At 35.6% G+C, this 19,661-nt stretch carries 16 protein-coding genes; 12 read left to right on the forward strand and 4 right to left on the reverse strand.

The features are described from left to right. Positions 1-16: 16 nt before the first annotated feature. Positions 17-1,048, reverse strand: coding sequence for an oxygen-dependent tRNA uridine(34) hydroxylase TrhO (trhO, locus tag IL45_RS10015; RefSeq protein ID WP_036583405.1), 1,032 nt, complete (start codon positions 1,046-1,048; stop codon positions 17-19). A 200-nt stretch (positions 1,049-1,248) separates the two neighbouring features. Between trhO and IL45_RS10020 the strand changes: the two genes are divergently transcribed. The 5 genes from IL45_RS10020 to IL45_RS10040 all read left to right on the forward strand — a co-directional run bounded on the left by IL45_RS10020 (position 1,249) and on the right by IL45_RS10040 (position 10,136). After that, positions 1,249-6,222 (forward strand): fibronectin type III domain-containing protein, encoded by a 4,974-nt coding sequence (locus tag IL45_RS10020; protein WP_160165401.1) that lies wholly within the window; start codon positions 1,249-1,251, stop codon positions 6,220-6,222. 157 nt (positions 6,223-6,379) lie between these two features. Further along, positions 6,380-7,402 (forward strand): recombinase RecA, encoded by a 1,023-nt coding sequence (recA, locus tag IL45_RS10025; RefSeq protein ID WP_036583413.1) that lies wholly within the window; start codon positions 6,380-6,382, stop codon positions 7,400-7,402. Positions 7,403-7,531: 129 nt separating this feature from the next. After that, positions 7,532-7,951 (forward strand): hypothetical protein, encoded by a 420-nt coding sequence (locus IL45_RS10030; RefSeq protein WP_146128637.1) that lies wholly within the window; start codon positions 7,532-7,534, stop codon positions 7,949-7,951. Positions 7,952-7,965: 14 nt separating this feature from the next. Next, a complete protein-coding gene (locus IL45_RS10035) occupies positions 7,966-8,511 on the forward strand; it encodes an RNA polymerase sigma factor (RefSeq protein WP_036583418.1) in 546 nt (181 codons plus the stop codon). A gap of 5 nt (positions 8,512-8,516) precedes the next feature. After that, entirely contained in the window at positions 8,517-10,136 is a 1,620-nt protein-coding gene (locus IL45_RS10040; RefSeq protein WP_036583420.1) for an outer membrane beta-barrel protein, read from the forward strand. Positions 10,137-10,263: 127 nt separating this feature from the next. On the opposite strand, the gene IL45_RS10045 is transcribed toward IL45_RS10040, so the two are convergent. After that, the gene (locus tag IL45_RS10045) at positions 10,264-10,983 is read right to left on the reverse strand and encodes a lysophospholipid acyltransferase family protein (protein ID WP_235183363.1); all 720 of its coding nucleotides are present in this window, start codon (positions 10,981-10,983) and stop codon (positions 10,264-10,266) included. A 307-nt stretch (positions 10,984-11,290) separates the two neighbouring features. On the opposite strand from IL45_RS10045, the gene trpS reads away from it, so the two are divergent. From trpS to IL45_RS15270, 4 genes are all read left to right on the forward strand, one after another. After that, a complete protein-coding gene (gene trpS / locus IL45_RS10050; protein ID WP_036583425.1) occupies positions 11,291-12,259 on the forward strand; it encodes a tryptophan--tRNA ligase in 969 nt (322 codons plus the stop codon). A gap of 284 nt (positions 12,260-12,543) precedes the next feature. Then, positions 12,544-14,307 (forward strand): M23 family metallopeptidase, encoded by a 1,764-nt coding sequence (locus IL45_RS10055; protein ID WP_081866587.1) that lies wholly within the window; start codon positions 12,544-12,546, stop codon positions 14,305-14,307. A gap of 9 nt (positions 14,308-14,316) precedes the next feature. After that, positions 14,317-14,832 (forward strand): hypothetical protein, encoded by a 516-nt coding sequence (locus IL45_RS10060; RefSeq protein WP_036583431.1) that lies wholly within the window; start codon positions 14,317-14,319, stop codon positions 14,830-14,832. A gap of 147 nt (positions 14,833-14,979) precedes the next feature. After that, complete coding sequence (locus IL45_RS15270) at positions 14,980-15,582, forward strand: hypothetical protein (RefSeq protein WP_036583433.1); 603 nt, start codon at positions 14,980-14,982, stop codon at positions 15,580-15,582. 3 nt (positions 15,583-15,585) lie between these two features. Here the strand turns inward: IL45_RS15270 and dprA are convergent, their stop codons facing one another. Then, the gene (gene dprA, locus IL45_RS10070) at positions 15,586-16,680 is read right to left on the reverse strand and encodes a DNA-processing protein DprA (RefSeq protein WP_036583435.1); all 1,095 of its coding nucleotides are present in this window, start codon (positions 16,678-16,680) and stop codon (positions 15,586-15,588) included. A 322-nt stretch (positions 16,681-17,002) separates the two neighbouring features. Further along, positions 17,003-17,650, reverse strand: a complete 648-nt coding sequence (locus IL45_RS10075) for a peptidoglycan DD-metalloendopeptidase family protein (protein ID WP_036583438.1) — start codon at positions 17,648-17,650, stop codon at positions 17,003-17,005. A gap of 122 nt (positions 17,651-17,772) precedes the next feature. On the opposite strand from IL45_RS10075, the gene IL45_RS10080 reads away from it, so the two are divergent. The 3 genes from IL45_RS10080 to IL45_RS10090 all read left to right on the forward strand — a co-directional run bounded on the left by IL45_RS10080 (position 17,773) and on the right by IL45_RS10090 (position 19,603). Next, the gene (locus IL45_RS10080; protein WP_036585246.1) at positions 17,773-18,474 is read left to right on the forward strand and encodes a CoA transferase subunit A; all 702 of its coding nucleotides are present in this window, start codon (positions 17,773-17,775) and stop codon (positions 18,472-18,474) included. Between the two features lie 48 nt (positions 18,475-18,522). Next, on the forward strand, positions 18,523-18,846 hold the full coding sequence (locus IL45_RS10085; protein ID WP_106200839.1) for a four helix bundle protein: 324 nt from the start codon (positions 18,523-18,525) through the stop codon (positions 18,844-18,846). A gap of 103 nt (positions 18,847-18,949) precedes the next feature. Further along, positions 18,950-19,603: a CoA transferase subunit B gene (locus IL45_RS10090; protein ID WP_036583442.1), complete on the forward strand. Its 654-nt coding sequence runs from the start codon at positions 18,950-18,952 to the stop codon at positions 19,601-19,603. Positions 19,604-19,661: the final 58 nt, after the last annotated feature.

Below are 19,661 nucleotides of genomic sequence, written 5' to 3' on the forward strand. Positions count from 1 at the left end.
AATTTTAAAATAATTATTACTTTTTAAATACTAGTTTTTCTGATCTACCTTTTTTGAAAATCTTATTACTATTATATTTTCCGGCACGTAATTTCTTTTGTTCTTCGATAGGTAGTTGAATGATTTCTTTGCATTCATCGCTACAGCAATTTTCCATTTTGTCTTTGCAAGAATTACATTGAATAAATAAAAGGTGACAGGCTTCATTTGCACAGTTGGTGTGCAGGTCAAATGGAGTGCCACATTGATGGCAATTTGCAATGACTTCATCACTGATTTTTTCAGCCAGTCTGTGGTCAAATACAAAGTTCTTGCCTTTAAACTTGTTCTCAAGACCTTGCTCAGTGACCTGCCTATGATATTCTATAATTCCACCTTCTAGTTGGTAGACGTCCTTAAAGCCTTTATGCTTGTAGTAAGCACTAGCCTTTTCACAACGTATTCCACCAGTACAATACATCACTAGTTTTTTATCTTCTTTGTGGTCTTTAAGTTTATCCTCAATATAATCTAGACTATCTCTAAAAGTGTCCACATCTGGCGTCCAAGCATTTTTAAAATGACCTATTTCAGACTCATAATGGTTGCGCATATCTACCAGTACTGTGTCTGGATCAGCTATTAATTCATTAAACGCTGTTGCATCTACGTGAATTCCTTTATTGGTAACATCAAAGGTTTCGTCGTTTAAGCCATCTGCTACAATCTTGTTACGCACCTTAACTTTAAGTTTTAGAAAACTTTCATTATCCTGCTCTCTAGCAATATTAAGACGTACATTTTCTAGAAAATCTATACTATCTACAAAAGACTTGAACTCTTCAAAGCGGTCTCCCGGAACTGAGAGTTGTGCATTAATCCCTTCATGAGCAACATATATTCTTCCCAGCACATCCATAGGATGCCAGTGTAAAAATAAGTGATCTCTAAAGAGTTGTGGATTACCGATCTGGTGGTACTGATAGAAAGATATCGTTAACCGCTCTTTTCCAGCGGCACGTATAAGTTCTCTTCTTTCTTCAGCACTTAATTTGTTATACAGTTGCATGCTATAAACATTTTTAGTGTTGAGCGGCAAAGGTAATATTTTAAATAAAAATAGAACTTGACTCAATTTTGATTATGAATCATTAAAAATCAGGTAGATAGACGATAATTTAGGTGCTTTAACAAAAAATTAAGGCTTGTAGGTGTGGAACTACAAAAATGATATACCTTAATAGCTTGATAAATTATAAATCAACCAAAATGAAAATAAAATTACTATTAGCTTTACTTTTTATGTCTATTGGAGTACAGGCACAGCTGTGTACAGATACAAATACGGCCTCTGGGGATGATAATGATCCTGTAGTCGTGAGTTTTAGCACTTTTACCTGTGCTCAAGGACAACCTTTAACTAGTTTGTCATTGACTACAACAAATACTTCGAGTAATTGTAATAGTTGGTATTCCTATATCATAAGTGTAACACATGCTGGTGGTACTGAAACTACAACAGGTAATTGTAATGTAACCGATTTAGATATTGCAACCTTCAATGGGGCATCCATTAATTTGAATACGGTAACAGATATAAGTATTACATCTTTTGATGATGACAACTATGCCGCAGGAGATAGTGTTACTATAAATGCTTCCTTACAGATAGGTTTTGTTCCGCCTACATGTCCACTTCCTACAGCACTTACATCATTAATGATAACGGATTCAAGTGCTGACTTAAGCTGGACAGCAGGAGGTATTGAAGTGCTATGGGATGTTGAATACGGTTCTACAGGTTTCACATTAGGAAGTGGAACATTAATAAATGATACTACAAATAATCCTTATAGTGTATCTGGATTATCAGCAAATACTTCCTATGACTTCTATGTAAAAGCGAAGTGTTCACCGACTGAAGAAAGTTCTTGGGCAGGACCTTTTAGTTTTACAACTAGTTGTGCTTTATTCAATATTCCTTTCAGTGAAAATTTTGATAGTTCAACTACTGGAAGTTCTTCTAATACAAATGCTCCTAATTGTTGGAGTTTTATAGATTCGGGATCTGGTTACGTTTATGTTTATGATAATTCTGCAACAAATGTTCAGTCCGGAGCGAAGTCTTATCGTTTTTACAATGGATTGGATTCTTCTGGAGATTATATGCTTATTTCTCCTGAAATAGCTGAGTTGACTACTGACGGAGTGCAAGTACAGTTTAGTGCTAAAGGAGCTAATGGACAAGAGCTAGAATTAGGTACAATTACTGATCCCAATAATGCTTCCACCTTCACGGTTGTAGCTACTACTACTTTAACATCTTCATCCTTTGAAGATATAGAAATAAATATCCCAACTAGCACAGACTCATTCTTTGCAGTAAGACATGGTCAGACTGGTACTTATGATTCTTATTATTTAGATGATTTTAGTTTTAATGCACTACCATCATGTGTGCCTCCTACAGGTTTAACAGCATCAAACATTATGTCTTCATCTGCTGACCTCTCTTGGGCGAGCGGTGGTAGTGGAGAATCATCTTGGGAAGTAGAATATGGAGCAGATGGATTTACTCAAGGATCTGGTACGACTATAACTCCGGCAACTAACCCAGTAAATACAACAGGTTTAATGTCTAATACTGATTATGATTACTATGTAAGAGCATTTTGTGGAGCAAGTGATTATAGTGAATGGGTAGGTCCATTTAGTTTTACAACTCTTTGTGCTGCTGAAATCCCAGATTATTTAGAAGATTTTTCTTCTTACATTCCAAGTTGTTGGGTAGAAGCTGTTGACGGTGATCCTGTAAATGGTCCAAGTTCTTTAGGCTCTAGTCTATGGGCTGAAGAAGAGTTTGCACATTTAGGATCAGGTCTTGGTGGAGTGAACGTAAATATTTATCTAACAGGCGATATAGAGTGGTTATTATCACCACAGTTTGATTTAAGCGCTGGTGGATACGAAATTAATCTTGACGTGGCTTTCACTGACTATGATGACACTACACAAGGTGTTTTTGATTCTGATGATGATGTGAGACTTCTTTATACATTAGATGGAGTTACTTGGAATACTATTGTACAATGGAATGCAGCAAATGGAAATACACCGGCTGCTGGTGGTGAAACTTTTAATGCTGACTTATCTGCGATCACAGGATCCAATGTTCAGTTTGCAATTTATTCTGATGAAGGAGCTACGGCATCTGGTGATAAAGACTTTCACATTGATAATTTTCAAGTACGAACAATACCTTCTTGTCAAGAGCCTACCAATTTAGCAGTAACAAATATTACGGCAACATCTGCTGACTTAGCTTGGACTGTTAGTGGAAGCGCTGAAACGATGTGGGATGTTGAGTATGGGATTACAGGCTTTACACAAGGTGGAGTAGCAAGTACAATAGTAGATAACACCTCAAATAATCCTTACAATGCAAGTAGCTTAACAGAAAGTACAGATTATGACTTTTATGTTAGAGCCCACTGTGGAGTTGGTAATGAAAGTACATGGGCAGGACCTTTTAGCTTTTCTACTCCAGCATCTTGTTTAATTCCTACCGCATTATCTGCTGCAAATATTACGGCAACATCTGTAGACCTTTCTTGGACTAGCGGTGGTAGTGGTGAAGCATCATGGGAAGTTGAATACGGTGTTGATGGCTTTACTCAAGGAGCTGGTAATATTATTACTCCAGCTACAAACCCTTACAATTTAAATGGATTAACAGCAAATACTGCTTATGACTATTACGTAAGGGCAAATTGCGGTGGTGGAGATTTTAGTGAATGGGTTGGTCCATATAGTTTTACTACAGCATGTATTGCAATTTCTAGTTTTCCTGCGTTTGAAGATTTTGAGGCTAATAATAATTGTCTAGACTCTCAGGTTACTACTGGCACTACAGGATGGGTTAGAGATGCATCAGGTGGTAGTGGAGATATATCTAGTTCATATGATGGATTAGGTTTTATGGAAAAAAATTATACTTCCTCTGTGGCAGAGTTTTACTCTGAACCATATGATTTATCAAGTGAGTCAGGAAATTTTAGAATTAACGTCTGGTTACATAGGCATGGAAGTGCGCATATAAATGATAATTATGACATCTATTTCAATAGCAGTAAATCACTTACTGGAGCTACTTTAATTAGCTCAATGAAATCAGATGTTGATGAGGCGCCAGTTGTACCGTCAACAGGTTGGTATAACTACATTTATGATGTGCCTACAGCATATAATTCTTCAAATTCTGTATATTTTATTGTTGTTGGAACTACAACAGCAGGTTTTAGCTCCTATGATCTAGGAATAGATAATTTAATGATGGAAAAATCTCCTGTTGACTACATTTGGAATGGAACATCTTGGAACAATACACCAGAAGGTAATATAACTTCTAGTGATAATATGATTATCCAACCTGGTACAATGCCTTCTTTAACAACGGCAATTGCAGTAGGAGATTTAACTATTGAATCAGGTGCTGCGATAGAGGCTAGTAATGGTGATATTACAGTATCAGGAGCTGTAATTAATAATGGCTCTATCCTAGGAACTAGTAGTGTATCGTTAAATGGTTCAGTAAATATTACAGGAACAGGAACCATGACTAATTTAACGGCACAAACTGGTTCTTCATCAGTAATGGGACCTCAGTCTATAAGCCAAGAACTAATTGTTAACTCAGGTGCTCAATTAGATTCGAGTGGAAATATTACTTTAGTATCTAATGCTATGGGAACGGCTAGAGCTGATTTAGCTGCGTCTAATTCTATTCAAGGAGACGTTAATGTTGAACGATATATTCCTGCTGGTAATAGGGCGTTCAGATTTATAGGATCTACAGTTTCAGGACCTAGTGTTTATGATAGCTGGCAAGAAGCTGGTGTTAATGCAACAGGTTTTGGAGTACAGGTAACTGGTACAGCCGGAACTGCTGGAACTGTTAACGCAACAACCGGACATGATGAAACTACTACAGGAAATGCTAGTATGTTTAAATGGGATGCATCAAATCAATCATGGACTACCGTTACAAATACAAAAACTGAAATATTAAATGCAGGTGATTATTACCGTTTATTTGTAAGAGGTGATAGAATGACTGATCTTGCTGCAGCAACTTCGCCAGCGCATACAGAAACTACATTAAGAGCTTCAGGTTCATTAATGACAGGTTCAATGACTGTAACACCAGGTATTGCATCAGGTGAGTTCTTTGCTTTTGCAAATCCATATCAGTCTAAACTATCTACAGAAAATATTGTAGCTACAGGAGTAGGTGCAGATATGTATTATTGGGATCCAGCATTAGGAGAATTCGGTGGTTACTCTGCAATTCCTTATGCTAGTGCATCTGGTACGGTAGGATCTGCAGGAGTTGCGACTAATGTTTTAGACGCTGGACAAGCTGTGTTTTTTGTTGATAATGGTGGATCTGCATCTGTTGCAATTGCAGAGTCCAACAAAGTTGACGGTACTACAAATGGTGGCGTATTTAATGTTGCACCACTACAACAAGCGTTAAGGCTTAAAATTTATCAAACAAGCCGTTTTAATAATGGTCAAACTGAAAGTGATGGTCTTTATCTAGACTTTAATGCTGCTCATAATGTTAATGTAGATTCAAATGATGCAATTAAACTTAATGGACTCAATGTTAATATGGCGATTGGAAAATCAACAGGTGAGTTACTTACTGTAGAAAGAAGAACACTTCCTTCTGTAAATGAATGCTTAGAATTAAATATCACTAACTATTTAACTACAGCATATACTATTAATGCAACTGTTGATGTATTACCAGGTCTTACAGCATATCTTAAAGATAATTTTACGGGTGCCATGACAGAGTTAGTTCAGGGAACGTCTACCGCTGTAGACTTTACAGTAGATATGAATAATGCTCAAAGCCTAGATGCACTGCGTTTTGAATTAGTTTTCCAAGTAGTAACGTTAAGTAATGAAGATGTTGCTTTTGGATCTAACCTATCCATTTATCCTAATCCTGTTAAAGGTGATACGGTTACCATTAACATTGGCAACGCATCGGTAGAAAAAGCACAAGTGCAAGTATTTAATACACTAGGACAACAAGTGATGTCTAATGATTACAATAACCTATCCAACGGTGTTATTGAATTAAGCAACTTATCAGATCTTAGTAATGGTGTATATATAATCAATATTTCTAGTGGAGACGCAACGACAACACTTCGCTTCATAAAGGAATAATTGTTATTTACTTTATTTATAAAGGAGCTCTTTAAGAGCTCCTTTTTTATTTTTCACGCTTTCGCGAAAGCAGAATTATCATAAAGTTAATAACCCAAATCAACTTTCATTGTTCTAATAAATAATGGGTTGTATTTTTACAGCAAATAGAATTAAAATGGCAGATAAGAAAGAAGATAAAGAGAAGGAAGCAAAATTAAAAGCATTAAAGCTAACACTAGATAAATTAGATAAAGCATACGGTAAAGGTGCCGTTATGAAAATGGGCGATAAGCAAGTTGTTGAGGTAGAAAGCATACCTACAGGATCACTTGCATTAAACGCTGCGCTAGGAGTAGGCGGTTACCCTAGAGGTAGAGTAGTAGAAATTTATGGACCAGAATCTTCTGGTAAAACAACACTTACATTACACGCCATTGCCGAGGCACAGAAAGCAGGTGGTATTGCAGCTTTTATTGATGCAGAGCACGCTTTTGATCGATTCTATGCAGAGAAGTTAGGAGTTGATATTGATAATCTGATTATTTCGCAACCAGACCATGGTGAGCAAGCATTAGAAATTGCTGAAAACCTTATAAGATCTGGAGCAATAGATATTATTGTAATTGATTCTGTTGCCGCTCTTACTCCAAAAAGTGAGATAGAAGGTGAAATGGGAGATAGTAAAATGGGACTTCATGCACGTTTAATGTCACAAGCATTACGTAAAATGACAGGTACTATTTCCAAAACTAACTGTACCGTAATGTTCATTAACCAATTAAGAGAAAAGATTGGTGTCATGTTCGGTAATCCAGAGACGACTACCGGTGGTAATGCATTGAAATTTTATGCTTCGGTTAGATTAGATATTAGAAGATCTACTCAAATTAAGGATACTTCAGGTAGCGTCTTAGGGAATAAAACACGAGTAAAAGTGGTAAAAAACAAAGTAGCACCACCATTCCGTACTGCAGAGTTTGATATCATGTATGGTGAAGGTGTTTCTATATTAGGTGAAATTATTGATCTAGGTGTTGAGTATGAAATTATCAATAAAGCAGGATCGTGGTTCTCTTATGAAGACACTAAGTTAGGACAAGGAAGAGATTCTGTTAAAAATATCCTTAAAGATAATCCAGATCTAGCCGATGAATTGCAGGCTAAAATAATGGAAGCTATAAGGCTGGTTAACAGTTAGACATTTATAACTATTATAATCTATCGCTTACTTTTGACCTGTAAAGGAAAAAGTAAGCGATTTTTTTATGAGCTTAACGCAACCTTTCAATAGTTAATGCATCTATGCAATAGAATAAAGAAGATGAACATGAAATATTTTTTTATAATAATCACTATTTTGAGTCTACTTACTTTAAGTAGCTGCGAGATCTCGGATGACGGTCTAAAGGTTTCTTATAGTGTAGTAGCGGTTGATAGTGTACAAATGCCTTCAACATTTGATTTTGGGGAGACCTATGACATACCGGTTTTTTATACTAAACCAACTGACTGTCATGTGTTTGATGGTTTTAATGTAACAGCAGATCTTAATGTGCGCAATATCTCAACCGTATTAGCTCAATTAGACTCTGGTAATTGTACTACCGGTGATTCTGTAATTGTCGAAGAGCAAACTTTAAGATTTACAGCTGCTAGTAATGGTAGTTATGTTTTTAGATTTTTTAATGGTCTAGGACCTAATAATGAAGAAACTTATTTAGAATATACAGTTTTTGTATTGGAATAATTTAACAGTATCATGTGGTTCTAAAAGAACTTATTAATGAATGCAAGAAGCATAATCGCAAGGCACAGAAAGAAATCTATGATAGATTTTCTGGAAACCTTTTTGCGAGCTGTTTGAAGTATGCACCTAATTATGAAGAAGCACAAGATGTATTACAGGATACTTTTATTGTCATTTTTAATAAGATAGATCAATTTAAAGATGATGGATCTTTTGAAGGATGGTGTAGAAGGATTGCTGTAAATACCGCATTACAACGGTATCGTAAAAAAAAAGTTTTTAATCTAGTTAATGAAGATCAGATTAAAGATGTGCAAGATGAGGTTGAAGAAATAGAAGATATAGACCTTAATAGTCTATTGAATATGGTACAACAATTACCAGATAGATATAGAATGGTTTTTTCAATGTACGTGCTTGATGGTTATTCTCATAAAGAAATAGCCAGCATGATGGAAATAACAGAAGGAACATCAAAGTCTAACCTCGCAAGAGCTAGACAACATTTAAAAGAAATGATTAATAAATGGCGTATTAATAACAATTGCAACGCCAGCTGAATAGAATGAGTGATAAAAAGAACATAGATCGTTTATTTCAAGAACGCTTCAAAGATTTTGAAGCAGCGCCGCCTATGGCTGCTTGGGATAATATTGAGAAACAACTCGATGGTAAAAAACCAGTCGTGGTATTTCCTCTATGGATTAAATGGATAGGGATTGCTGCCGGAATAGCTCTATTAACTACACTAGCATATAATGGTTATTCCAGCTTCAAAAAAAATACAGAGGTAGACCAGCAAATTGTTACAGAAATTAATGACGTAAATAGCAACTCTTCAGATGAAGAGACGCTAGATGGTGCGGTTAACAAGGACAATTTATTTCATAAAAACAACGCTGATGATAATCTTGTTTTAGATAATCCAAGTTCAAACACAGTATCAAATACTGATTTAGTAACTAGTGATGATAAATTACTTAATGAAGCTGATAAAACTAATGTTGCTCATTCGGGCACAACTGCTTCAAATAGTGATAAAGCAAGCATAGGTAAAGATGCATCTCAAAAAGCTACTATTAATAATAGCAGCTCAGTTAATCAAAAGACATCATACACAACCATATCTGGTAATCAACCATCCAGTGATAATACAAACCGAGTTAAGAATAAAGCAATTAAAAATGCTGATGAAACCAGATTTGCAATCAATCAATCTACTAAAAGGCCTTACATAGCAATCAATTCTACTAATTCAAACACACCTAGTCAGAATCCCGCAAGTAACACTGCACAATCTGAGAATAAAGATGGTCAGGTTAAGACAGCGTTGCCATCAAATACAGATATAGCAGCGACTACCATACCTCAAGACTCTACCTTAACAGGTAAATCTTTAGAAGATGCTGTCGCCCAGCAAGAAGAAGATGAAAATGAGGAAGACGCAGACGCAATTCCATTTAAGAAGTGGAATGCTTCTAGTGTTATTGCACCTATTTACTCTAGTACGATGGGTGGATCATCCATTGATCAAGAATTTGCAGATAATAATAAAGCAGCAGGATTAAACCTCAGTTATGGTGTGAGTGTAGGCTACAATCTATCACCACGTTTATCTGTGCGCACAGGTGTGCATAAAGTTAATTTAAGCTACACGACTAACGATATTGTCTATGGTGTTACCGTGCAACCAGGTGATGTGCAATTACTGTCTGTAAACTCTTATGATAGAAATGCCGTATCTAATCCAGGTGCTGTCTCAACAGCAGATTTAGGTAGTTCTTTTTCTCAAGAATTTTTATCAGACAATACCTTTACAGGTTTTCAAGGAGAAATATCTCAACGATTAGGCTATCTAGAAGTGCCACTAGAGTTAAAGTATAAGTTGTTAGACCGCAAGTTGAGCGTTAACGTCATGGGTGGATTAAGTGCCTTATTCCTTACAGATAATAGTATCGCCGTTACTAATAATACTTCAAAATTAGAATTAGGTGAAGATGATAATTTTAACTCTTTTAATCACAGTGCAAACTTTGGGTTAGGGATAGATTACCTATTTACAGATCAGCTAGGTATCACTGTTGAGCCTATGTTTAAATATCAGCTCAATGCATTAAAAGAAAACACAGCAGACTTTAAACCATTTAATGTAGGTATCTATAGTGGTATCACTTACAGATTTTAAACCATAGACCGGACATTGCAGGTCGCAAATAGTTAAGTTGAAAAAGAAGAATATTGAGGTTGGTTAAGTTAAACTCAATTATTTTGCAATGATGATGAGAACCGTTCCAGTGCCATGGAGCGGTTTTCTATTTAAGATCATTTTCTAGAGATGATAAGATGATTGTTCTCACGCTTTCGCGAAAGCGTATTTTATCTTCCTTTAAGTTCATACCAGCAGTATCAATAGCTTTATGAGTAAGAGCGCGCATTTTTCCCGGTCCGCCATAGAAGAAATGGAAAGGAAAACGCTGCTTATTATCAAATAAAGTAACTGGTAATACGGGAATCTCATGCTCGATAGCAAGTCTGAAAGCGCCGTCTTTAAACGAGTCTAATGTAATACTCATATCATCAGGTACGCCACCTTCTGGAAAAATACAAATACCGACACCAGTAGAAAGTCTAGCGCGTGCTCTATCAAAAACGGCTTTACGACTTCTGGGATTATTGCGATCTACTAGGATACAAGTGCGCTTATAAAAAAAACCGAAAATAGGAATCTTGGCCAGTTCAGCTTTACCTACAAAAACAAATGGATTTTTAGAAACCAGTAACATGATCATAATATCTGTCATGCTGGTGTGATTTGCTACCAGCATATAACTCTGTCCTTTTTGCATAGGCTCTTCACGTTTAATAATGGGCCAGAAACCCATACCGTAAATAATTATAGCTGCCCAAAATCGAGCGATAGCAAAAAAGATATGATAGGTTTTTTCTGAAATAGTAAAAACAACCAGTATAGGAAATAGTATAATGATAGGAACTCCCATCAGTATATAGAACCATACACGGTATAAAGGCATCAATATGTAGCGCAACCATTTCAAGCCACCAAAAATAGAAGAAATTATGAGGTAACAATCGATTCCTACCGTTTAATCTAGAGTGTTATAAAGAGCCTTTCAAATTAGAGATAATATCTCTTAACAGGTTCCATTTATGGTGTCTAAATCATAAAACAGTCTATTAGGCTTATCCGGATACTGTCTTGAACTTTAAATCACTTCTATTATTAATGCTTGAAAAGGCTCTATTTAAACAATAGTTTGTACTTAATACTTTGTGCATAATAGTGAGAGTAATTTACCTTTGCATTTTAATACATTTACCATGACTAGAATACTTACCGGTGTACAATCTACAGGAACTCCACATTTAGGAAACTTATTAGGAGCCATATTACCAGCTGTAGAAATGTCTGCACAAAAAGAAAATGATGCTTTTCTTTTTATAGCAGACTTGCATTCACTTACTCAAATTAAAGATGGCGAGACTTTAAGAGAAAACACTTATTCTACAGCTGCAGCATGGTTAGCTTGTGGTCTAGACATAAATGAGACTACTTTTTATAGACAAAGTGATGTACCGCAGGTAACTGAGTTGAACTGGTATTTAAACTGTTTCTTTCCTTATCAGCGATTAACACTAGCACATAGTTTTAAGGATAAAGCAGACCGCTTACAGGATGTAAACGCAGGATTATTTACCTATCCTATGCTTATGGCGGCAGACATTTTATTATATGATGCACAGGTAGTACCTGTAGGGAAAGACCAATTGCAACATATTGAGATTACTAGAGAAGTAGCTGGTAAATTCAATAACGCAATGGGAGAAACTCTCATAGAACCTGAAGGTAAAATTCAAGAAAGCACGATGCTCGTACCTGGTACAGATGGTGATAAAATGAGTAAGTCTAAAGGAAACTATATCAATATATTCCTAGCAGATAAGAAGCTGCGCAAACAAGTTATGTCTATAGAAACAGACAGTACGCCACTTGAAGAACCTAAGGATACTGAGACCTGTAATGTATTTGCACTGTATAAAATAATCGCTACAGAAGATAAAGTTGCAGCAATGAGAGCAAACTATGCCGCAGGTAACTATGGTTATGGTCATGCAAAGCAAGCTCTATTTGAGGCTATTTTAGAAAAATTTGGACCTATTAGAGAACGCTACAATCACTTTATGGAGAATAAGCAAGAGATTGATGCTGCTTTAGAAGCTGGTGCTGCAAAAGCTACCTTAATCGCAAATGCTACATTGAAACGTGTTAGGGAGAAGTTAGGATATTAATAAACAAACCAACTGATTAAATACTGTCATTATAGGCAAAGTGAGGCAATTTACTTTTCAGGAATTTCTCTTTACAAAGCGATAACATTTGGCGATATTGTTCTTGTAATTCGACTAATTTTAAACAGGAAAAGAGCATTTATTATATGGTATAAAAGTTAAAATAATGTTAACTAGTTTTTTTTTCTTACATAATTTGAACTAGATTTAAGTTCCCCATGATTAATATATAGTAGAACAGTTAAATGGTATCAAATCCTTGATTACTATTAAATTTATTATGTATGTTCAGGAAGAATTCTTCAATTTTTACCATTATTGGTTTGCTTTTGTTTTCATTGATTGCTGTTACTTCTTGTGAGAAGGATGATGATCTATATACTATAGATAACATTACCATTAAGCAAAAGATGACTGGCTCTCGAACAAGTCTTTCTCAAATAAAACGAGAAAATCATGATTTGTTTAACTTTATATCAGACAGAGCCTTAAGCATTGCTAAATCAAGTAATAGCTCAAATGGAACGATTTTAGATACTACACATATTCAAGTATTAGAAGGAGTCGATTTTAAAAATTATATTTTTAAAGTAACCCAAGACAGCACAACTAGATCTAATGAGCTAAAGAATTATATGTTAGTCATATTAAAAGACAGTATTCAACATCAATATATGGTTACCTATCCATACATTAATTCTGTAATAGATACTACTAACGTACTTATAGAACCTGTTTATGGAACAGACATTTTAAATCAAGTGAATTTAAAATGTGGTGGCGGTAGTTATCAATCTGTATGGATTCCTGGTGGTTATGTGGATAACAGATGTCAGTCTGGTGAACATGATGTAGATGATGGTCCTGGAAATGGTGGTGCTGATGGTTGTAAATATTACGGAGGAAAAGGATCTGCATCAAGATTATATTATGAGGGCTATTTTACAACGCAATATGTAGAGCAACAGCCTTGTGAAACTATCGATCCAGGCAATCCTGGAAATGGCGGCGGTGGTCCTGTAGGAGATGTGCCTCCACCACCCGATGATAATTCAGATGATGATGACGATAATAATGTCGATGAAGAACCAGATATTACCGTAGGTGTGACTCCTAATGATGGTGATGTGCTGGATCCTGTTGATGATGACGATTGCGATTTGGTGTGTCCGAATAATGAGAAGTTAGATCCAGAAAAATGTGAGTGCATTCCTGAAGACTGTGAGTATAAAACTGGATATCTTCACGAGAGTGCTTTTACAAATAGTACTGCGACAATTGGTGACAACACAACCTCAAGTCAAGATAACTTTAGAAATGAAAATGGAGAAATTATTGATGAGACCAATTGTGATACCGGTAAGATAGATAGTGATAGTGAAGTTAATGTTACCGGTGAAAAAGAGGAACGTAGTTATGTTAAAGATGATGGTACAACAGCATTGGCTTTTTATTACCCAATTGAATATTTGGATTGTCCTAAAGGAAATAGTCCAACCAATAAAGACTACGATTCAACTAAACCTTGTAGTGATTGTGACCATGGAGATCCTGTGTTAAACCCAGAAATACAGGAACAATTAACAGTTTGCGGTAAAAAAGGTGGCATGTATGGTAAAACTAGAGGAGTCCCTTCTTGTAATACACAAAAACATGGAGGAATGGATATTGCAAATGCACAAGGAAATGCCGTGTACGCGATGTTCGATGGTACTGCAAGTTTAGCAACACAAACTTCGGGCGCTGGTTATTATGTTATTATAACTTCAGACTATGGTGACGACAAGATCAAAACAATGTACTTCCACTTAGCTGAAAACACAAGGGTTACTGGAGATGTGAAAGCTGGAGATATTATTGGATATCAAAGTAATTCAGGTAATTTACAAAATGGAATAGATGAAGGAACTACGGAGTCTCATGTTCATATTAAAGTCAAATTAAAACAAAATGGCACATCAAGTTATAGTGCTGTCGACCCAATAAATTATTTCAAAACAATTTTTAACAACACGACAGGAGAGGTAACTACTTCTGGTTGTGATTAATACTTAAACATGAAAAATTTAGTTCTAATATTAATTTCTATTTACACAACTTCAGTAAGTTGTCAAACCAATGATTTACCTGAATCAGTTTATAACACTATAAGGTTTGATAATGTTTTGCTAACTGACATAATAAATTCAAAAGGGAACACTACGACCATTCAATCGCTAATTCCTGTTTCATTTAACATTAATTCAGGAGAAGATCCAGGGCATTGGAAAGAGTATGAATCTAATTCAATTTATTTATTATTTCAAGATGGAGAACAATTTCTTACTCCTAATAACATTCAAGATTATCAATTAACAAATATTAAATTATTTGATAATTCCAAAAGTCTTTTCATTAATGGTATTTATATAAAAGTCGGTGATAATATATCCTTGCTAGGAAATCCAAGTATATTAACTTATAGTGATGGCACTAAAAGAATAGTATACAAGTTGGGTTCAGAAGTTATTAGAATTAGTTTTCGTGAAATTAATAACGAAGTTTCATTAATTGAGTACGAATATTATAACTAAATCATGCCAGCATAAACAATTTCCCAGGCAATGATTTAATCACACCTTTTAATTCCATACTCATTAATAAAGAAGCAACTAAATGGACTGGTTTGTTAATGTTAATTATATTTAGTAGTATTTTTTCATTCCCTTTTAATAAATGTCATGATAAAAATTAAAATAACAATAGCATTCCTTTTTGTCTCAATATTGTCAAATGCTCAAGATATTCTGTCTTTAGAGCAAGCGGCTTATTATATAGATAATGAGTTAGATGTACCAGAAGATGTAACTAAAATTTATGATTTGAATAATACAGTAGACTCCTTTATAGGAAATTGGACAGGTGTTTATAACGGAAGGACAATAGTGTTTAGAATTTATAAAACTAGGGTTTATAATCCCTATAGTGAAATTGAAGCAGACTATGTTAATGTCAAATATGATATAACAGATTCTTCAGGCAATGTTGTAGTAAGCTCTGCTCAGTCAGGATTATCTGAGTTTCGAGGGATTTCTTATGGAGCTGATGGCTTTTTTGAACTATCTCTTCAAGATGCATGCGAAAACACCCGAAATATATATATAAAAACTGCTGTTCCTCAACAAAATCATGATATTTTGGGCGCTCCTAAAACAGAATTACAAGTAATCATAACGCAAGGTTCACCACAAGGAATTACGAGTGATCCACCTGACAATTCTCCTTGTACTTCTACAGCTGATTATTTGCCCAACGGAGCAATGCTTATTCTCAATAAAGTTTAAATATCACACCAACATAAACATCTTCCCAGGCAGTGGTTTTACCACACCTTTTAATTCCATGCTCATCAGTAATGATGCTACTTGATGAACCGGCTTATTGATGTTTATAGCTATGATGTCTAGGAGTTCCTTTTCGTTTTCTTTTAAGTAACGGTAAATCAATTTTTCGTCCTCATTGAGTTCTACAAAAAGCTGTTTTTGTACACCGGTATTGCGTTCTTTCCAGCCTAGAATGTATGGGATATCAGCCGCTTTAGTGAGTAAATGAGCTTTGGACTGTTTGATGAGCTCATTACAACCTATAGAATACTTATCATTCACACGACCTGGCACAGCAAAAACTTCACGATTATAACCAGCAGCGAGATCTGCGGTAACCAGTGAGCCACCTTTTGCAGCACTTTCTATAACAACCGTTGCCTCACTCAATCCAGCGATAATGCGATTACGACCCAGAAAATTTTTTCTGTCAAAGGTAGCTGTGTGCCAAAAGTCCGTTACAAAACCACCGTTTGCTATCATTTGCTCATTATAAGCTTCGTGGTTTCTCGGGTAAGTTTGATTCAGTCCATGGGCGACTACTGCCACAGTTTGTAAACCATATTTAATCGCCAGTTGATGTGCAAGAATATCAACACCATAAGCATAACCGCTTATGATTAATGGTTTAAGTGGTGCAATTTCTTCTATAAATTTTTCTAGAAAAGCCGCACCAGTTGAGGTGATCTGACGCGTTCCTACTATACTCAAGGTATAGGGATTTTTCCAGTCTATATTTCCTTTTTCAAAATAAACAATCGGTCCATCCACACAGTATTGTAGGCGTTCAGGATAATTGTCTTCATAGTATATTCTGGTGGTGATCCCTTCTTTATGGACGTATTTCAGTTCTTTATCTGCCTTGGTAAATAAATCTGTAGCCTTTATAAACTGTGCTTTTTTATCACCTATTCCTTCTATTGCGGCTATTTCTCGCATCGATTGTTCAAAAACCGCCGTCGCACTACCAAAGGTTCTGATCAACTTTTTGGCCATGATATCACCTATAAGAGGTGCTTTTTTAAGCGCGAGAATTGAGAGCAGTTCTTGTTCTTCCATGCTTTAAATATATAAAAGGATTAATTTAATGTTAGTTTATTTAAATACCAATTCTATAAAGTCTATATGATGCCTTAGAAAAACGACCTAAGAGAGTTTTACGTTAAAAATGAATTGAGCGTAAGGTCAAGCAAAAATCGTTTAGAAACGGATTGGACTGAATATATAAAAGATGATAATATCTCTTAGATTATTAAAAGCAACTGACCTTCTTTTTGCGCTGTAGCGATAGAAATTTTTAGTAAAATGCTCTTAAGTCTTGATTTTTTTGTTTCGTTTTTTCATCAAGGAAAAAATGAAAAAGACATGTAATAACCTAAATCTAAATAGAAGTAAAAATAAACGGATTAGGATCTAGAATCATATTTTCATAACTCGCTAACTCTTCTTGTGCTGCAACACCAGGGAAATCGCCACGATAATCTCTCATATTTGTCATTACCTGAAAGTGTAGATGTGGTGAGTAACCACCATTTTCTTGTGGAGTTCCCAGAGTTGCTATTTTCTCGCTTTCGCGAAAGCGGACTCCAACTTCCCAACCTGCCATATCACTAATGGATAAGTGTCCATATAGGCTGTAGATTTTCTGGCCATTCCAGTCATGTTCTAAAATTATGGTAGGACCGTAATTGCCAGCATCATCATTATGTGCAAAAGAGTGAACCACACCATCCATTACTGCATGAACACTACTGCCGGCTGGTGCCCATAAATCGATTCCCATGTGAACATCACGAGTAATTCCAGATTGAAAACGTGCGTTTTTGCGATATAAGGCGCGTTGTTCTAGATAACCACCATGGGCAACATAAGATTGATGTTCATCTCGTTTTTCTGCTAGGTATTTTTCAAATACTGCGATATCACTCACATCATTTTTATCCCAAAATGAATTCTCAACAGATAAATTAATGTGGAAATAACCTTTGCTACCTACCGATGGATCAATAAGATGTCTTTTAATAATCATGCTGCACAGAATTTTACTGCAATTTATGGAAATGATCAGAAAACACGACCGCTTATTTTGAGTAGGTTTTGCTATTGATAACAATGAATTATTACTGTATTTTTAAGGCAAATAAAAGTTACATGATTAATAGAACGGTAAGTAGTGTAGAAGAAGCACTGGAAGGCGTTAAGAGTGGTATGACCTTTATGGTAGGCGGTTTTGGCCTATCAGGAATCCCAGAAAACAGTATTGCACAACTGGTAAAAACAGGTATTACTGATTTAACGTGTATATCTAATAATGCTGGAGTAGATGATTTTGGATTAGGTTTACTATTACAAGGGAAACAAATCAAAAAAATGATATCCTCTTATGTAGGAGAGAATGACGAGTTTGAAAGGCAAATGCTGAGTGGTGAACTTGAAGTAGATCTGATACCACAAGGAACACTGGCAGAGCGATGTAGAGCCGCACAAGCTGGAATTCCTGCGTTCTTTACACCAGCTGGTTACGGTACTGAAGTAGCCGAAGGAAAAGAAGTAAGAGATTTTAACGGTAAACCACATATTCTAGAACATGCATTTCAAGCAGATTTTGCTTTTGTAAAAGCATGGAAAGGTGATGAGGCTGGTAATCTTATTTTTAAAGGAACCGCTCGCAATTTTAATCCGGTTATGGCTGGTGCGGCAACAATCACGGTTGCTGAGGTTGAAGAACTAGTTCCTGCAGGAACTCTAGATCCTAACCAAATCCACATTCCAGGAATCTTTGTAAAACGTATTTTCCAAGGAGCAAAGTACGAAAAGAGAATTGAACAGAGAACCGTTAGACAGCGTGATTAATTTTTAATGTGCTGATGTGACAATGTGCTGATGAGTAATAATAATGGTATGCAGAAAAATGTAATTTTAGAAAAATCGACAGAGTTTGCATTAGAAATTATTTCATTCACGGCAAATTTGAAAAAAGAAAAGCATTTTGAAATATCTAGTCAGTTATTTAGAAGTGGAACAAGCATAGGAGCAAACATTAACGAATCACAAAATGCCGAAAGTAGAAAGGACTTTGTACATAAATTAAAAATCGCAGCAAAAGAAGCTTCTGAAACGAGATATTGGATATATCTATGCACGAAATCAGACAGCTTAATATCGCCTAAACCCGATTTGCTGGAACAGTTAGAAACAATTGAAAAACTATATCTAGAATTATAGCCACTACTAAAAGTAGGATGTAAATCAGATAATTAATAATACCATTTTTGTGTTTATATAAAATTAACACATCATCATATTAACAAATTAGCACATTTACATTATGTTGACTAAAGAACAAATTGCACAAAGAATCGCAAAAGAAGTAAAAGACGGATATTACGTAAACCTAGGAATAGGAATCCCTACTCTAGTCGCAAACTATGTCCCGAAAGGAATAGACGTAGAATTTCAATCAGAGAATGGAGTATTAGGAATGGGACCTTTTCCTTTTGAAGGTGAAGAAGATGCCGATGTAATTAATGCAGGTAAACAAACCATTACCACATTACCAGGAGCAAGCTTTTTTGATAGTTCTATGAGTTTTGGAATGATACGTGGACAGCATGTAGATCTAACTATCCTAGGAGCCATGGAAGTTGCCGAAAACGGTGATATAGCCAACTGGAAAATACCAGGTAAAATGGTAAAAGGAATGGGCGGTGCCATGGACTTAGTAGCAAGCGCTGAAAACATCATCGTTGCCATGATGCATACCAATCGTGCTGGAGCTTCTAAATTATTAAAGAGATGTTCGCTTCCACTTACAGGAGTCAATTGTATTACTAAAGTAGTCACTAACATGGCTGTGATGGATGTGACTGATAAAGGATTTGTGCTCCTAGAACGAGCACCTGGTGTAAGTGTTGAAGATATTAAAGCTGCTACTGAAGGAAACTTAATTGTGGAAGGAGAAGTTCCTGAGATGGTGATATAATTGATTATTTCAAAAAATAAAAAAAGGGCAAACGTGAGTTTGCCCTTTTTTATATTCT

Origin of the sequence: Nonlabens ulvanivorans, assembly GCF_000732625.1 — a bacterium.
GTDB classification, from domain to species: domain Bacteria; phylum Bacteroidota; class Bacteroidia; order Flavobacteriales; family Flavobacteriaceae; genus Nonlabens; species Nonlabens ulvanivorans.